Here is a 17819-nt window from a genome sequence, read left to right as displayed (position 1 = left end):
GCGAGTTATACTTGACGAATTATATGATAGAACTGATTTATTTTACGGGCAAAACTTGTGGTGTTTGCAAAGTGCTCAAACCAAAATTGCTGGAAGCCGTACAGGAAAATTTTCCAAAAGTCAATATTCGCGTGGTGGACGTCGAGGAAGAAGTTGAGTTTACAGGACAGTCCATGGTATTTACCCTGCCTGTTGTCATTATCAAGGCGGATGATAAGGAAATGTACCGCTTCGCCCGAAGTTTTGCCGTATACGAAGTGTTGGAAAAACTCAAACGGTTAAGTAAGATATCATCTTAAAAAGCCTTTCATATCTAAGTCCGACAACTCTTCCGTTGTTTTATGTATTTTTAGGGTAATGAGGGATTATCCCGTGTATCAATTAATAACCTCAAACCAATCCAATGAGAAAAATATATTTTTTGGGAATTGCATTACTGGCAACGGTACATTTGATGGCCCAAGAAGGCACATTATTGCTCCGTGAGCCAACGTTGAGCAAAAATTCCGTGGTGTTTGTACACGCCAACGATCTTTGGAAAGCGCCACTTAACGGTGGCGAAGCCCAACGTCTTACAAGTGGCCTGGGAAGTGAATCGGACCCCCACTTTTCTCAAGATGGACAGTGGATAGCTTTTACCGCAGAATATGACGGTAATAGCGACGTTTATGTCATCCCGTCTACAGGGGGAACTCCAAAACGAATAACATTTCATCCTGCTATGGATGAAGTTCAGGGTTGGACACCTGAAGGAGATATCCTTTTTAGGTCCACCCGTAATGCTAGGCCCACAATGACGAGTCAGTTTTTTACTGTTTCACCAAACGGAGGACAGCCCAAAGCAATGGAAATTCCCAGAGGTGCTTACGGTAGTATATCGGCAGATGGTTTATATATAGCATATACGCCCATTACCTCATGGGACCCAGAATGGCGTAATTATAGAGGAGGACAGGCTATGCCTATTTGGATTGTAAATCTGAATACTTATGAACTAACGACTACTCCACAACTAGATCAGGAGCGGCATTTATATCCAGTATGGTCCGGCAACAAAGTATATTATTTATCAGAACGTGATTATACCAGTAATATATGGAGCTTTGACATTAATACAAAGACAGAAGAACAGATTACTTTTCACAAAAAGTTTGATGTAAAAAACTTGGATGCCAACGGAAACCGACTTGTTTATGAGCAGGGAGGCCGATTGCATCTGTTGGACTTAACTTCAAAAGAAAGTAAACCCTTGACCATCATCGTAAAGGGAGATTTAAACTTTAGCCGTGAACGCTGGGAAGATGTAACGCCCAACGCAGTTACCAACCCTAATATTTCTCCAAATGGCAAAAGGGCCATTTTTGAATATCGAGGTGATATTTTTACTTTCCCTAAAGAAAAAGGAAGTTGGCGGAACTTGACGCAATCTTCAGGAGTGGCCGACCGCTATCCAATATGGTCTCCACAAGGGGATAAAATTGCATGGTTTTCAGATGCCAGTGGAGAATATCAATTGGTAGTGTCCGATCAGTATGGGCAAAACCAAAAATCCTATCCTTTGCAAAATCCCACCTTCTATTTTAAACCGGATTGGTCACCAAATGGACAATACATTGCCTATACGGATACGGATTACAATATGTGGTACATCGATTTAAAAACTGGTAAAGTCACTGCGGTTGATACGGACCGTTATGCCCACCCCAACCGTACCATGAATCCTGTTTGGTCTCCGGACAGTCGTTGGATTACTTACGAGAAACAACAAGACAGTCATTTTAAGGCCATATTTATTTATGACACTCAAACAGGAAAAAAAGTTCAGGTAACCGAAGGTACGGCAGATGCTACCAGTCCTGTGTGGGACGTATCGGGTGAATACCTTTACTTTTTGGCCAGCACAGACTACGGATTGGCTTCAGGCTGGCTGGATATGAGCTCTTACGACCCCAGTACCACCCGCAGTTTATATGCTCTGGTTTTGAGCGCATCGGGCAAATCTCCCAATCTACCCACAACGGACGAGGAATTGTCTAAAAAGGAAGAAAAAGAGTCAGAAAAGGGGTCAAAATCCAAAAAAAGTGAAAATAAAGAGGAAAGCGAGGATATTGTAAAACCTGTTATTATCGATTTTGCGAACATACAGGATAGAGTTGTTGCCCTCGACCTTCCTGCACGTAACTATCAATTTTTACAACCAGGAACGGAAAATAAAGTGTTTGTTGCAGAAGCTATTCCGAATGCAACGGGCCTAAAAGTTCACACTTATAATGTAACCGAAGAAAAGGCCACAGATTTTGCTGATGGAGTAACCAATATGGTTACATCCGACACAGGTGAATTTACGTTGCTAAAAAATGCAGGTGGTTGGATGATCACCGATACTAAGGGCACACCAAAACCTGAGGACAATCTTACCATCGATGCCAAAATCAAGATTGATCCCCAAACGGAATATGCACAGATTTTTAAGGAAGGATGGCGTTTTATGCGTGATTTTCTGTATGTGGACAATGTGCACGGAGCGCCTTGGGACAAAATATATAGCTGGTACCAACCTTGGATCAAACATGTGAAGCACAGAACAGATCTAAATTATGTCGTGGACATTCTTAGTGGTGAAGTAGCTATTGGACATTCTTATGTTGCTGGAGGGGATATGCCAGATGTGGACCGAGTACCTGTAGGTCTTTTGGGAGCGGATTTTGATATAGTCGATGGCTATTACAAAATCAAAAAAATATATACTGGGGAACAATGGAACCCAGAGTTACGCGCCCCTTTGGCCATGCCAGGAATAGAAGTAAAAGCCGGTGACTATCTATTGGCAATCAACGGAAGACCACTAAAAGCTAATCAGAATATTTATGAGCTTCTGGCCCAAACTGCGGACCGCACTGTTAATATAACTGTAAATGGCACTCCTAGCTTGACCAATGCCAAAATGGTTACAGTGAAACCAGTAGCCAACGAGTACCAATTGCGATATATGGACTGGGTGGAGACTAATAGAAACAAGGTAGACAAGCTTTCCAATGGAAGATTGGCCTATGTTTACATACCGAACACTAGCGGCAATGGTTTTAGCAGCTTCAACAAATATTATTTTTCCCAACAGGACAAAAAAGGTGTCATTTTGGATGAAAGAAACAACGGAGGTGGCTCAGCAGCGGATTATATGATCGACATCATGGCCAGGGAACCTATCGGCTATTTTAACAGCAAGGCCAACGATAATAGACCATGGACAAGCCCCATTGCAGGTATCTGGGGTCCAAAGGTCATGATTATTAACGAACGAGCAGGCTCTGGAGGTGATTTGTTGCCTTATATGTTCAAGGAAAAAGATTTAGGCCCTTTAGTAGGCACCCGAACTTGGGGAGGTCTTGTCGGTACATGGGACACCCCTCGTTTTATTGATGGTGGCCGTATGGTGGCTCCACGAGGTGGATTTTACAATACCAATGGTGAATGGGATGTTGAAGGAAAAGGAATTGCCCCGGATATAGAGGTAATCCAAAATCCAAAGGCCATTGTACAAGGAAAAGACCCACAATTGGAACGCGCAGTACAAGAAGCACTACGACTTTTGGAAACCCAAGAGTTTATAATGAAACCTGAACCTCCCGCACCTGTGCGATGGAAACGTCCCGAAGGATATGACAAAGAAGACAATAGATAATTAAAAAAGGCACCCAATCGGTGCCTTTTTCATTCCTTTTCATAGCTTAATAATCAATTGCCAAAACTATTTGCCAATCGCGGTTTTTGACTTTTGCTCCCTATAAACAAATCCGTAAGCGGTTTAAAGTGTCGCTTCCACTGGTAGGGAGCAAAGTCAAACCATAATTTAACTTCGGGGGTGTTACCGTCCTCCACCGTAAAACCGTCCTCAATCTGAAAATCCAAACGGTCGAACGAGTTGGCGGATTCCACTACACCATCCTGATATTTAAACTGGTTGCCCCAACCCGCTATGTAAAACCGCAATGCGGTATATTTACCTTCGGGCAAAGAAAGTACGCTCTTGGAACGAATAAAGTTTCCAGAAGCTATTCCTTTTAGGGTTACTGGGTTCTGACCAGGAAAATCTATAATAAAGTGCTCATTACCCTGCTCATCGATTGCCGAGAATTTGGTAATGTTAAGGGACATTTCTGAAACATTTAGCGTCTTAGCGGCCTCATTTCTCAAGATCAACTCAACTCCATGGGTTTCGGCAGCATACTTCGCTGTCATTACACTTGGTATATAAGGAGCTGTCGACCACATTGTTGGATAAAAATTCGTATTCTTCATAGCTATTGTATATATAAATTATACAGGTACAAAATTGAGGTGGTTTTATTGCCCCTACGTCCAATAGATTATCCAGTTTATATGCTCAATTAACCCTAAATAGACTTTTTAAGATTTTTTTAGGTTAAAATGACATAAATCACAAGTTTTCTATCTTTAGGAACCGAACATAAGCACATGAAAAACATCTTTTTAGGCCTATTAACTGTATGGGCCTGCAGCACCAACCTCTGGTCACAAGACACCAACGCTCTTTTGATTAACACCCATAATAGAAAAACCACTTCGCTCAATGGGTCATGGCACTATATTGTGGACCCTTATGAAAATGGATATTACAATTATCGGTACGAACCTTTTGACCAACAGGAACAACCTTCGACCAATGCCTATTTCACAAATACAAAACCAAAGAGTCCTTCAGATTTAATTGAGTATAATTTTGATGAAGCGGACACTATGCAGGTACCAGGTGACTGGAACACACAAAAAGAAAAACTATATTATTACGAGGGCACTATTTGGTACAAAAAATCTTTTGATTACCCGAAGACTAACCTCAAAAACAGAATATTCTTATATGTTGGAGCAGCCAACTATAAAACCGAAGCATATTTAAACGGTGAAAAACTGGGCACCCACATCGGTGGTTTTACCCCTTTCAATTTTGAAGTGACCCATCTATTAAAAGAGAAGGACAACTTTATCATCTTTAAAGTGGATAATAAACGAACCAAAGAAGGGGTTCCCACCCTAAACACGGATTGGTGGAATTACGGCGGCATTACACGCGACGTAAAGCTTATTGAAACCCCTCTTACTTTCATCCAGGATCATTTTGTGCATTTAGATTCAAAAGACAACAACATTATTAAAGGTGAAGTCAATTTGAAAGGCGGGAAGAATTTGGCCCATGAAGTCACGGTTGAAATTCCTGAACTGCGTATCAAAAAGAAATTGACTACGGATACTTCGGGTCGAGCTACTTTTGAAATCAAATCAAGAAAAATTGAATATTGGTCTCCCGAAAATCCAAAACTTTATGACGTATCCTTTACAACGAATGACGAAGAGCTTCAGGATCAAATCGGTTTCCGAACCATTACCACACAAGATGACGACATCCTCCTAAATGGGAAACCTATCCTTTTAAAAGGTATCAGCCTACACGAAGAGAGCCCGATTACCAAAGGGAGGGCCAACTCCAGAGCAGATGCTGAAAAGGTTTTGAGCTGGATCAAAGAAATGGGCGGAAATTATGTGCGGCTGTCTCATTATCCGCACAACGAGCATATTGTACGACTGGCGGATGAAATGGGAATTTTGGTCTGGGAGGAAAATCCAGTGTATTGGACCATTCAATGGAACAATCCAAAGACCTACGCGAATGCTCAAAATCAATTACTGGAAATGATTCAACGGGATAAAAACCGCGCTGCAGTAATCATCTGGTCCATGGCCAACGAGACCCCCGTAAGTGATGCAAGGAACACTTTTCTGACCAAGCTTATTAAAACCGCCCGAAAGACCGACCCAACCCGATTGATCAGTGCTGCCTTGGAACAAAGTAGTGACCCAAATAATCCCAACATCAAACATATTGATGACCCTATGGCAGATGTGGTGGATGTGCTCAGTTTTAACCAATACCTGGGTTGGTACGGGGGTACGCCCGAATCATGTAGAGACGCCCAATGGGAAATCACTCAAAACAAACCTGTGATCATTTCCGAATTTGGTGCAGGTGCCAAACAAGGTCTACATGGAGATAAAAATGAAAGATGGACCGAAGAATATCAAGAATACTTGTACATAGAAACCTTGGCCATGTTGCAAAAAATTGACCAATTGAGCGGAATATCACCTTGGATCTTGGTGGATTTTAGATCACCAAGAAGACCGCTTCCCCATATTCAAGATGATTATAACCGTAAAGGATTAATCTCCGAGGATGGCAAAAAGAAAAAAGCCTTTTGGGTGCTCAAAGAATTTTATGATACTTGGAAATAAGTCAGGAATTAAATACTGTAAAAAGAGTAACTTCCCTTTTCTAGCTGATAGATAAACCATGAAGATTAGTTATATTTTTTTATTGCTGGCACTGGTAGCCGAGATTATAGGAACCATTGGAGGATTTGGGTCTTCGGTATTCTTTGTGCCGTTGGGCAACTTTTACTTTGATTTTTACTCGGTACTCGGCATGACGGCTATTTTTCACCTTTCAAGTAACGTCAGTAAGATTTTCCTGTTCAAAAAAGGATTGGACAAAAAATTGTTGCTCTACATTGGGGTTCCTTCGGTAATCTTTGTAATTGCGGGAGGATTTCTATCCAAAGTGGTGGATAGTGGTTCACTCGAAATTGTATTGGGGGTTTTTCTGGTCGTGTTTAGCCTTTTGTTCCTCATCAAAACTGAAATTATAGTACTTCCCAATAAAAGAAATTCCGTAATCGGAGGAGCACTATCAGGTTTCTCTGCTGGACTTTTAGGCACCGGAGGTGCCATTCGGGGACTTACCATGGCCGCCTTCAATCTGGAAAAAAGTGCTTTTATTGCCACTTCTGCCTTTATCGATTTTATGATTGATTTTTCACGAACCTTTGTCTACTACGAAAATGGATACATTGGAAAACAAGAATTGACCTATTTACCGTTTTTGTTCGTCATTGGATTGGTAGGCACCTATTTGGGAAAGCGAATATTGCATTATATCCCTCAGGACAAATTCAGAAAAATTAGCTTGATTTTAATTCTGCTCATTGGACTGGCAACCATTACCAAATTGGGATTTGACCATTTGGGCTAATTTTCCTCGTAGTTCCCACCAATTTTGTCCAACACCTTTAAAAAGGTTTCAAATTCGGAATCATCAATGTTCTTTAAAGCCAATTTTCTCAATTGAAGTGCACTGGGTAAGGTCAAGTCCAAAATTTCCTGTCCTTTCGGGGTCAGTTCCAGTTTAAAACGCTTTTGGTCGCCCTCAAAACGGGTTTTGGAAATCCAGCCTTTACGCTCCAGACCGCCAATAACCCTCGAAGTTGTGGCCCTATTTCGAAAGTTTTCGTTTACAATATCACGCTGACTGGCATTCTCTCCCAGTTGATAGATTTGGTAGAGAATCACCCATTGCTCAATGGTCGTATCCACACCAAGCTCATCAAATTTGCGTAAATACGCTTTTTGAATCTTACGGAGCACCAAATCCAAATGGAACCCCATTCCCTGTATTTCATCTATACGATTAAGCATTTTTTTAAAGAATAGCCACAAAAATAGGGATTCCGATTTTGTCAGCTCTAAGTCATCAGAATACAGCATAAACTTTAACTCAATTTTCAGTCAACAAAATCGTTTTCGTATCTCAAAATTATTATTTTTGTTGTTGGTGCAACAAAATAAAACTGAACAATAAAAACGTAAAAATAATCATGGAGACATCAACACTTCCAAAAGACACAAATACATCCGCAGATTTTATGCCCATTAATGGGACCGACTATGTCGAATTATATGTGGGCAATTCCAAACAAGCAGCTCACTTTTACAAAACAGCCTTCGGGTTTCAATCCTACGCACAAGCAGGTTTGGAAACCGGATTAAAAGACCGCGAGAGCTATGTGGTAGTGCAGGATAAAATTAGATTGGTACTTACCTCCCCACTTAAAAGTGGAACCGAAATCGGAAAACATATCGACAAACATGGTGACGGGGTTAAAGTGGTGGCCCTTTGGGTGGATGATGCCACCCAAGCCTATAACAATGCCATGGAAAGAGGCGCCAAATCCTACATGGAGCCCAAAGTTGAGGAGGACAAAGATGGAAAAGTGGTACGTGCGGGAATTTACACCTATGGTGAGACCGTTCATATTTTTGTGGAGCGTAAAGATTACAACGGAACTTTTCTGCCTGGCTTCAAAAAATGGGAGACTCCAGATTACAACCCAGAACCAACAGGGTTAAAATTTGTGGATCATATGGTGGGTAACGTAGGATGGAACAAAATGAACCATTGGGTGAAGTTTTATGAAGATGTTATGGGATTCAAGAACATCTTATCATTTGATGACAATGATATCTCGACCGAATACACTGCATTAATGAGTAAAGTAATGAGTAACGGGAACGGTCGGATAAAATTTCCTATCAACGAACCCGCGGAAGGTCAGAAAAAATCACAAGTTGAAGAATATTTGGATTTTTATGAAGACGAAGGAGTACAGCACATCGCTGTGGCCACGGACGATATCATTAAAACCGTTCGTGATTTAAGAAGTCGTGGCGTGGAATTCCTAAGAGTTCCTGCCACTTATTATGATGCCGTTACCGACCGTGTAGGTGAAATAGATGAAGATATTGCTCCACTAAAGGAATTAGGCATTCTGGTAGACCGTGATGATGAAGGTTATTTATTGCAAATCTTCACCAAGCCCGTTGAGCCTAGACCAACGATGTTCTTTGAAATTATCCAAAGAAAAGGCGCACAATCGTTTGGAAAAGGTAACTTTAAAGCATTGTTCGAAGCCATAGAGCGCGAGCAAGAGCTTCGAGGCACATTGCACTAAAAATTGTAAATTATAGGTGTTAAGTTTTGGGTATTGATTTATGCTCATAACTTAACACTTATCACTTAAAACTAAAGCAATGCCTATTTATCATAAACTCGGGAAAATTCCGCAAAAGCGGCATACCCAATTCGAGAAGCCCGATGGCAGCCTCTACTACGAACAGCTTTTTGGAACTATCGGTTTTGATGGGATGTCCTCACTTTCCTATCACGTTCACAGGCCCACACAGGTCAAGGAAATTGGTGAAGCGTTGGATGTGAGCCCAAAGATTGCGGTAGAAAAGAATATTACCAGCCGAAAGTTCATTGGTTTTGATGTGGCGCCCAAAGATGATTTCTTGGAAGCGCGCGAACCCTTATTGGTGAACAACGACGTTCACGTAGGTTTGGCCGCGCCAAGAAAATCCGTGACGGATTATTTTTATAAAAATGCGGATGCGGACGAAATGCTCTTTATCCATAAAGGGACAGGGACATTGAAAACCTTTTTGGGCAATATTCCTTTTGAATATGGGGATTACCTCATCATTCCACGTGGGATGATTTATCAAATAGAATTTGATACAGAGGACAACCGCATTTTGTACGCCGAGTCCTTCCATCCTATTTATACCCCTAAACGGTATCGAAACTGGTTCGGACAACTTTTGGAACACTCCCCTTTCTGTGAGCGTGATTACAAATTGCCACAGGACCTTCAAACTTTTGATGAAAAAGGAGAGTTTTTGATGAAAATCAAAAAGCAAGGCATGTTGCATCAACTCGTTTATGCCTCGCATCCTTTTGATGTGGTAGGTTGGGACGGTTACAACTTCCCTTACGGATTTTCCATTCATAATTTTGAACCAATCACGGGACGCGTGCACCAACCGCCACCTGTACACCAAACTTTTGAAACGGGTGCTTTTGTGGTATGTTCATTCTGTCCCAGGCTTTACGATTATCACCCCAAAGCAATTCCAGCGCCTTACAATCATTCCAACATAGATTCGGATGAAGTGTTGTACTACGTGGATGGTGATTTTATGAGCCGGACCGGTATTGGCCCCGGCTATATTTCGTTACATCCAGCAGGTATTCCCCACGGACCGCACCCCGGCACTTACGAAGCTAGTATCGGTAAAAAAGGCACGGAGGAACTTGCGGTGATGATTGACACCTTTAAACCATTGCAAGTAACAGAGAACGCCCTCAAAATTGATGATGGTAAGTATTATAAATCGTGGTTGGAGTAAATTTGAGATAATTGAATGTCATTTCGATATGAGCGAAGCGATTGAGAAATCTTATCCCCAGATTTCTCACTTTGATTTCGACTGCGCTCAATCTGACAGTTCAAAATGACGAAAAGATAAGATTCCCGTTTTCACGGGAATGACATATAAAACAATATATGATCATAGAAATACCTGAAAACTCAGATTTTTCGATTCACAATATTCCCTTTGGGATTTTTTCTACGCAGGACAGAAGTCCACGGGTAGGGGTTGCCGTTGGAGAACATATTTTGGATTTAGCCGCCGTCGCCGAATTGGATGTGTTCGATTTCAACACGGCGCTACTGGAGAAAGACACTTTAAATGATTTTATTTCCCTTGGGAAAGAAATCACTACACGGGTCCGAAAAAACATTCAGTATTGGTTAAAGGACAACAATTCGGTTTTGGCCGGAAAGCCCGAACTCTTTGTGAAACAATCCGAAGCCCAAATGCATATGCCTATTGCCATTGGGGATTATACCGATTTTTATTCCAGTTTGGAACATGCAACCAATGTGGGCAAAATGTTCCGTGACCCAGAAAATGCACTCTTGCCCAACTGGAAACATATTCCCGTGGGCTATCATGGTAGGGCAAGTTCCATTATCGTAAGCGGACAGCCCATCTATCGTCCAAAAGGGCAAACGAAACCCAATGATGCAGAAGCTCCCGTTTTTGGTCCTACGCGACGTTTGGATTTTGAATTGGAAATAGGATTCGTTTGTGGAAAAGAAACCCAATTGGGAGATTCCATTTCTACAAAAGAGGCCGAGGATTATATCTTTGGGCTAGTGCTCTTTAACGATTGGTCGGCCAGGGATATCCAAAAATGGGAATACGTGCCGCTTGGTCCATTCTTGGCCAAGAATTTTGCATCATCGATATCCCCTTGGGTGGTTACTTTAGAGGCTTTGGATCCTTTCAAATTAGCAGGACCCAAACAAGAACCCGAAGTATTGCCCTATTTGAAGTATGATGGTGAAAAGAATTACGACATCAATCTAGAGGTCGGCATCACACCAGAACAAAGTGATGAAACCACGGTTTGCTTTAGCAACTTTAAGCATATGTACTGGAATATGGCCCAACAATTAGCGCATCACACGGTAAACGGATGTAACATTAACATTGGAGATATGATGGCTTCCGGAACCATTTCAGGTAAGGAAGAAAATAGTTTTGGCTCCATGCTCGAATTATCGTGGGGAGGCACAAAACCTATAAAACTAAAAGATGGGAACGAACGAAAATTTATAGAAGACGGCGATACGGTCACGATGAAAGGTTATGCACAAAAAGACGATATTAGAGTCGGATTTGGCGAGGTGACCACTAAAGTGTTGTCTGCAAAATAATTTTGGTAGTTGAGCGAAGTCGAAACTACTTGATTTAAAATTATGACTTCGACTCCGCTCAGTCACTTAGACTGAAAAAATTAAATAGATTCCTGCTGGAGTTTATGCTGAGCAAAGCGAAGCGCAGAAATGACATAAGAAACTAAAAAACATTCCCACCGGAGTTTATGATGAGTAAAGCAAAGTGCGGGAAGGATATAAAAATAAAATATGATCAAAACCATAGACCCAACCACAATACCTCAACCAGAACTGTACAGTATTTTATCGACTGCGGTAGCTCCAAGACCGATTTGCTTTGCAAGTACGGTGGACGCCGAGGGCAAGGTAAACCTGAGTCCGTACAGTTTTTTTAACGTCTTCAGTTCCAATCCACCTGTGATGGTGTTTTCCCCAACAAGAAGTGGCAGGGACAATTCCTTAAAACATACGCACCAAAATGTGGTGGAAGTACCAGAGGTGGTCATCAATGTGGTGAACCATGCGATGGCAGAACAAATGTCACTCTCGAGCACAGCTTATGACAAATATGTGAACGAGTTCGTGAAAGCTGGTTTTACCGAAGTGCCCAGTGTCAAAGTAAAACCGCCACGCGTGGGCGAAGCACCCGTATCTTTCGAGTGCCGTGTATTGGAAGTAGTTGAATTGGGACAAATTCCTGGGGCTGGAAATTTGATTATTGCGCAAGTGGATATGATTCACATCAATGACGAATACTTGACGGATAATGTCCTAGACACCGAAAAATTGGATTTGGTGGGCCGTATGGGGGGCAACTGGTATATCAGAGCCATTAAAGAGTCTTTGTTCGAGATTCCGAAACCTGTTCGCACGCACGGAATTGGTGTAGATGCATTGCCAAAAGGCATTCGCGAGAGCGATGTGCTCACAGGAAACAATTTGGGCCGATTGGGAAACTTAGAAAGTCTCCCTGCCACGGAAGACATTAAAACCATTGTCGAGAATGAAGGGGTGCAAAATTCTTCCAAGGATGAATTACACATCTTGGCCAAACAGCTATTGGAAAATGGAGATGCCGTAAAAGCGATGGCCTATTTATTATTTGCGGAGGGCTTATAAAGTTTGATAAAAATGAAAAAAGACATAACATCCATTTTCAAGGCCCATTTGGTGCCAAAAGAAGTATACAAAGGCGGAAAAAACATACCCCCGACCGATAAAAAAATATACAAACTGTCCTCCAATGAGAATCCTTTGGGTGCATCACCAAAAGCGGTTGCCGCTATGAAAGCTGCTTTGGACAACATCGATATTTACCCCGACCAGACCGATATTCGTTTACGCGAGGCTTTGGTTAAAGATTTTGATGGTCAGTTGAGTGCCGACCAGTTTCTGTGCGGCAATAGCGGTTCGGAGGTTATCGATATACTGCTTCGGGCTTTTATCAACGAAGGGGACGAGGTTATTTTTTCCAACCCTTGTTTTCTGCCCTACTCCGTTTTTTCCAGATGGTACGGAGCCAATCAGGTCGATATCCCCCTATTAGCCCCCAACTACGATTTGGATGTGGAGGGTATTTTAAACGCCATCAACGAGAAAACAAAGATGATATTCCTGACAAGTCCCAACAATCCTACGGGGACCTATATTCCAAAATCCGTGATGGATGATTTTATGGCCCGTGTTCCTAAAAACATTTTAGTTGTATTTGATGAGGTCTATCGCCACTTTGCAGATGCCGAAGATTATGTCACCGCATTACCTTATGTTTTGGAAGGCCACAATGTGGTTGGCCTCAACAGTTTTTCCAAAACTTATGGTTTAGCCGGGCAACGTATCGGGTATGGATATACCACAGCGACCATTGCCAGCTATGTGCGCTTAATCCACAAACCTTTTTTGCTTCCACTGACCTCGATTGAAGCAGCTATCGGAGCTTTGAACGATACCGAATTTATTGAAGAAACCGTGAAAACCGTTCTGGAAGGTAGGACTTTTATTGCTAAGGCATTTGATGAATTGGGCATCAAATATTGGCCGAGCCAAGCCAACTTTTTTATTATTGACCCGCCATTGCCCGAAATTAAATTCACGGACAAAATGATGGAGGAAGGCATTATGGTTCGACCTGTTTCGCAGTTTGGAGCTCCTGGCATGGTACGTATTACCATAGGTGATGCCGAGGCGAATGAAGCTTTGGTAAAGGCGCTTCGGAAAATTAAATAGCCTTAATCTAAATTCGTCAATTCGAGTGGTTTTTGGAGTGAAACGAAAAAATTGTATCGAGAATCAGAATTTCAATAACATGAAACAAGTTCTCGATACTTTTTCCTGAAGGAAAAAACTCGAACTGACGATTTGACTAAAATGGATTCCGCATCCTGCTTCGGCTTCGCTCAGCATCCGTGCGGAATGACAAGAATTACAACACAAACCGATAAGTTGCTTTCAGCAAAAAGATATTGTGGGGTTTTTGTCCAAAAATATTATCCCCTAAGCTCGGCAACAATCCTTCGGCTGGATTACCCGACTGAGTCACATCTTGCGACCACACCAAGAAAATTTCCGAGCCCGGAATATATTCCCAACGGATTACCAAGTTGGAACGGAACTGTACAAAAGAAAAATCGGGGTCATCAAAGCTAAAATCGGTCACACCATCCAAATCTTCATCAATGGCATAAGTTCCATCGACCAAACTGGTTTGTTGATTGTTATACTGAACAAATCGATTATCAAAAGTTTTGGCTATGGGGTCGATAATATGTTTAAAGTTGGAATAGCGTCCTCTGGAAATAAAAGGTTGTCCCCAGTATTGTATGGTCAAATTCGGGTTGATAGTATAGTTCAATCGAAACGACATGCTCAAGGTACGCTGATTGATTTCCCCATTCAGGTAGCGGGGCGAACCATTCACATCATCAAAATTATCAATGAACTGCAATTTATCTTGATTGATTCTCAAGGACGGAAAAACTGAAATCCGCAATGCATTTAAAGGTTGGTACACAAAACCACCCTCCATATAATAGGTCTTTATGGAATTATCCAGAGCCTTTCTTCCATTATGGAAGAAGGAAAATCGCAATTTCTTTCTATAATCGGTATTGATTCCGTTCCAAAAACTCACCCAAGGGGATTGTCTTAACCTAGGGCCTCCCCGTAGAGCAAAATTGGAATATTCAATAGGCGCATAATTGAATCCAATGTTGGTTCTCCAATTGTTTTTCCAGTTTTGCCAACTGTTGGTATTAAACTGCAGATAATTATGATTGCCTTGAAAATCCCATGCCGTCCAATGGTTATAATTAATACCCACACGCCTAAACGTGCTATCTGGTTTTAGGGTTTGATACCCAATCCAGGTATAGTGACGGACGTCATCAGCTTGTCGCTGAAATCCTATATCGTTGAGTTCCAATTCCGGTGAACGCCATGTGGCGCCAGATTCAAATTTCCAGTGACCGTTACCCACCTTACCTATTTGCACATTACCCCCTGTTCCTGTCATTGATGTTCTTGTGGTATCCACGGCAACATGATCGGCACCAACCCTATTGAACAAATGGGTGATGGATTCCTGTGTATTGGTAATGGCTTCTTCACTACCACGAACATGGCTCATGGTAATATTACCCCCCAAATACCAATCCCTATTTGCCCACTGGTGTTTAAAATCAAAACCTCCTGTGTAAGCGGCATCATGTAAAAAATTAAGTTGCTCAGGAATTTGTTCCCTATTGGTCGCCGTAAAGATTCCTCCTATATAGGAGTTCCTTTGATTGAAATCCTTTTGTAATCTTCCCACAAAATAATTGGTAAGGGGCTCCACCATTTCCTTTCGGGCATTCCCATTACCATTTAAAATGGTAGCGGTTCGCTGGGCAGTTACGCTTTCGAGCACGCCTATGGCCCACCCATCCTTGGTTTTACCACTAAATTTTGCTGCACCAATGATCGGGGTATTATCCGGTTGGTCCACAAACTCATCGTCTGCAGTATCTGGATACCCTTGCGGGCTTCTACCGATTCTTCGGGAATAAAAAATATTATCGGAACCGAATGTATTCCCTGCTTCGGATTGAGATACTCTAAAATCAAAGATGTTCTTGTTCTCCACAAAAAATGGACGACGCTCTTGGAAGAATATCTGAAACCCGTCCAAAGCAATGGCCGAAGGGTCAGCATCCACTTGTCCAAAATCGGGATTTACCGTCAAATCCAAAGTTAAATCGTTGGTAATTCCAATTTTTGCATCCAATCCAGCGGTGATATTACTTTCGCTTCCATCTCGAAACGGATTCCCTTCTTCTGCTTCGTAGGTTTCGGTCTTTGCTACCGTGTAAGGCTGAATCTCCAATTGTTTTTGAGGCTCAATATTTTTTAGACCATGTAGTTCTCCAAACTCACTTACCCAACCAGGTTGGTCCACAGGTTTGCGTTGCCACACGGAGCGTTCTTCGTTTCTAAAAAATCGTCTGGTCGACTGAAAACCCCAAACCTGCTCCTCGGCACTCCCAAATTTTAACTGACTTAATGGAATACGCAGTTCGGCCGTCCACCCCTCATCATCCAAATGGGCCTTGGCATACCAGATAGGATTCCAACTAGAATCCCAATTGTTACCGTTATTGGATATAAACTCATCACCTTTTACCCCTGCTGCGGTAATGGTAAAAGAAAATGCTGTACGTTTATCAAAATAACTATCAATATTGAACTCCACCCAGTCACCATCAAAACCATCCCTTCGGGATAACCTTTTTACAATTTTATCGGGCTCATCATCGTAACAACGTACACCTATATATAGGTTCTTGCTATCATATAGTATTTTAAATTTGGTTTGATGGGAAGGTGGTGTGTTTTCATCGGGCTGCCATTCAATATAATCCCCGCCCCATTCTACCAGATTCCACGCCTCATCTTCCAAAATACCATTAATGGTTGGAGCGGCATATTCCCCCAAAGCTTTGGTGGTATATTTTTTTTTGATAATGACCTCTGTGGAGTCTTGGGCTTGAAGGTTATAAACAAAGAAAAGACTAAAGAAAACCAGAACTGCGTTTCTCACGGATTCGTTTTTTGAATTAGATTGATGCAGTAAAGACCAATAAAAATCGTATGAGTTACAGCAGAAATTTTTTTTAATCTTTTTTTAACATTTTCACGGACTATATTGCGACTCTTTTTCGAACCCGTAGATTGAAATTGAAAAAAGTAGAAAAATATTCCAAATCAACCGTTTGTATTTCAATCTAATAATTGTACATTTGCAGCCCGTTAATCGGGATAGATTATTAAATCAATAATATTCGAGAAGTGGATACATTAAGTTACAAAACTATTTCCGCCAATAAATCTACTGTTGACAAACAATGGTTATTGGTTGATGCTGAAGGACAGACCTTAGGAAGATTGGCGTCTAAAGTAGCCAAAATACTTAGAGGGAAATACAAGACCAACTTTACCCCTCATGTTGATTGTGGAGACAATGTTATTGTCATCAATGCTGAAAAAATCGACATGTCCGGTAACAAATGGGAGGATAAAGAATATCAAAGATATACTGGGTACCCAGGTGGGCAACGTTCTGCTTCCGCAAAAGAAGTATTGGAAAAACATCCTGAGCGCATCATTGAAGCCTCTGTTAAAGGAATGCTTCCAAAAAATAAACTTGGAGCTGACTTGTTCAGAAACCTTAAGGTATATGCCGGTGCTGAGCACGGACAAGAAGCGCAAAAACCAAAAGCTATAAACTTAAACGACTACAAATAATGGAAGTGGTTCATAAGATAGGTAGAAGAAAAACCGCTGTGGCTAGAGTATATGTTTCCGAAGGATCTGGAAACATCACAGTAAACAAAAGAGATCTTAACGATTACTTTACCACTGGTACATTGCAGTACAAAGTGAAACAACCTTTCACTTTAACTGAGACAGATGGTAACTACGACGTAAAAGTAAACGTTTACGGTGGTGGTATCACTGGTCAGGCAGAAGCTGTTCGTTTGGCTTTGTCCAGAGCAATGTGCGAAATAGACGCAGAAAACAGAAGCGTTCTTAAGCCAGAAGGTTTGTTGACAAGAGACCCAAGAATGGTGGAAAGGAAGAAATTCGGTCAGAAGAAAGCCCGTAAGAAATTCCAATTCTCCAAACGTTAATATACCATGGGTGCTACGGCATTCAATTATAGATAAGTTCATTGAAAACCCTGAAATTATGTACTATACTTTCAGGGTTAAATTTTTAACCAAGTTGTCGTTGTTCTAAAAAGGATAATGTATTCGACTTTTTGGAAACTAGTTTAGCATCTAAATGGGTTGGGCGAACAAAATTTTGTGACCACCAATGCATTGCTACTTACAACGGAACGTAAAC

General features: G+C 41.5%; 14 protein-coding genes. 11 read left to right on the top strand and 3 right to left on the bottom strand.

Annotation, left to right across the window (positions count from 1 at the left end; genetic code table 11):
• Positions 1-23: 23 nt before the first annotated feature.
• Positions 24-299: a thioredoxin domain-containing protein gene (locus D2V08_RS08600; RefSeq protein ID WP_119607621.1), complete on the top strand. Its 276-nt coding sequence runs from the start codon at positions 24-26 to the stop codon at positions 297-299.
• A gap of 104 nt (positions 300-403) precedes the next feature.
• Complete coding sequence (locus tag D2V08_RS08595) at positions 404-3682, top strand: S41 family peptidase (protein ID WP_119607620.1); 3279 nt, start codon at positions 404-406, stop codon at positions 3680-3682.
• A 53-nt stretch (positions 3683-3735) separates the two neighbouring features.
• On the opposite strand, the gene D2V08_RS08590 is transcribed toward D2V08_RS08595, so the two are convergent.
• On the bottom strand, positions 3736-4299 hold the full coding sequence (locus tag D2V08_RS08590; RefSeq protein WP_119607619.1) for a hypothetical protein: 564 nt from the start codon (positions 4297-4299) through the stop codon (positions 3736-3738).
• Positions 4300-4476: 177 nt separating this feature from the next.
• Between D2V08_RS08590 and D2V08_RS08585 the strand changes: the two genes are divergently transcribed.
• Both D2V08_RS08585 and D2V08_RS08580 read left to right on the top strand, forming a co-directional pair.
• Positions 4477-6309, top strand: a complete 1833-nt coding sequence (locus D2V08_RS08585) for a glycoside hydrolase family 2 protein (RefSeq protein WP_119607618.1) — start codon at positions 4477-4479, stop codon at positions 6307-6309.
• A 58-nt stretch (positions 6310-6367) separates the two neighbouring features.
• Positions 6368-7105 (top strand): sulfite exporter TauE/SafE family protein, encoded by a 738-nt coding sequence (locus D2V08_RS08580; protein WP_119607617.1) that lies wholly within the window; start codon positions 6368-6370, stop codon positions 7103-7105.
• Here D2V08_RS08580 and D2V08_RS08575 read toward each other — a convergent pair.
• A complete protein-coding gene (locus D2V08_RS08575; RefSeq protein WP_119607756.1) occupies positions 7102-7548 on the bottom strand; it encodes a MarR family winged helix-turn-helix transcriptional regulator in 447 nt (148 codons plus the stop codon). The genes D2V08_RS08580 and D2V08_RS08575 overlap by 4 nt on opposite strands.
• Positions 7549-7727: 179 nt before the next feature.
• On the opposite strand from D2V08_RS08575, the gene hppD reads away from it, so the two are divergent.
• From hppD to D2V08_RS08550, 5 genes are all read left to right on the top strand, one after another.
• A complete protein-coding gene (gene hppD / locus D2V08_RS08570; protein WP_119607616.1) occupies positions 7728-8861 on the top strand; it encodes a 4-hydroxyphenylpyruvate dioxygenase in 1134 nt (377 codons plus the stop codon).
• 79 nt (positions 8862-8940) lie between these two features.
• Positions 8941-10098: a homogentisate 1,2-dioxygenase gene (locus D2V08_RS08565; RefSeq protein WP_119607615.1), complete on the top strand. Its 1158-nt coding sequence runs from the start codon at positions 8941-8943 to the stop codon at positions 10096-10098.
• A gap of 158 nt (positions 10099-10256) precedes the next feature.
• Entirely contained in the window at positions 10257-11477 is a 1221-nt protein-coding gene (gene fahA, locus D2V08_RS08560) for a fumarylacetoacetase (RefSeq protein ID WP_119607614.1), read from the top strand.
• Positions 11478-11687: 210 nt separating this feature from the next.
• Positions 11688-12557: a flavin reductase family protein gene (locus D2V08_RS08555; protein ID WP_119607613.1), complete on the top strand. Its 870-nt coding sequence runs from the start codon at positions 11688-11690 to the stop codon at positions 12555-12557.
• Positions 12558-12569: 12 nt separating this feature from the next.
• Positions 12570-13664, top strand: a complete 1095-nt coding sequence (locus D2V08_RS08550) for a pyridoxal phosphate-dependent aminotransferase (protein ID WP_119607612.1) — start codon at positions 12570-12572, stop codon at positions 13662-13664.
• Positions 13665-13860: 196 nt separating this feature from the next.
• Here the strand turns inward: D2V08_RS08550 and D2V08_RS08545 are convergent, their stop codons facing one another.
• On the bottom strand, positions 13861-16512 hold the full coding sequence (locus tag D2V08_RS08545) for a DUF5916 domain-containing protein (protein WP_119607611.1): 2652 nt from the start codon (positions 16510-16512) through the stop codon (positions 13861-13863).
• Positions 16513-16760: 248 nt separating this feature from the next.
• On the opposite strand from D2V08_RS08545, the gene rplM reads away from it, so the two are divergent.
• Complete coding sequence (gene rplM, locus D2V08_RS08540; protein ID WP_119607610.1) at positions 16761-17216, top strand: 50S ribosomal protein L13; 456 nt, start codon at positions 16761-16763, stop codon at positions 17214-17216.
• The gene (gene rpsI / locus D2V08_RS08535; RefSeq protein ID WP_119607609.1) at positions 17216-17602 is read left to right on the top strand and encodes a 30S ribosomal protein S9; all 387 of its coding nucleotides are present in this window, start codon (positions 17216-17218) and stop codon (positions 17600-17602) included. Before rplM ends, rpsI begins: the two co-directional genes overlap by 1 nt.
• Positions 17603-17819: the final 217 nt, after the last annotated feature.

The sequence above is a fragment of the Flagellimonas lutimaris genome (assembly GCF_003581615.1).
In the GTDB taxonomy this organism is placed as follows: Bacteria; Bacteroidota; Bacteroidia; order Flavobacteriales; family Flavobacteriaceae; genus Flagellimonas; species Flagellimonas lutimaris.
Note: the sequence above shows the minus strand (reverse complement) of the source record. Positions and strands in the feature narration are given on the sequence as shown.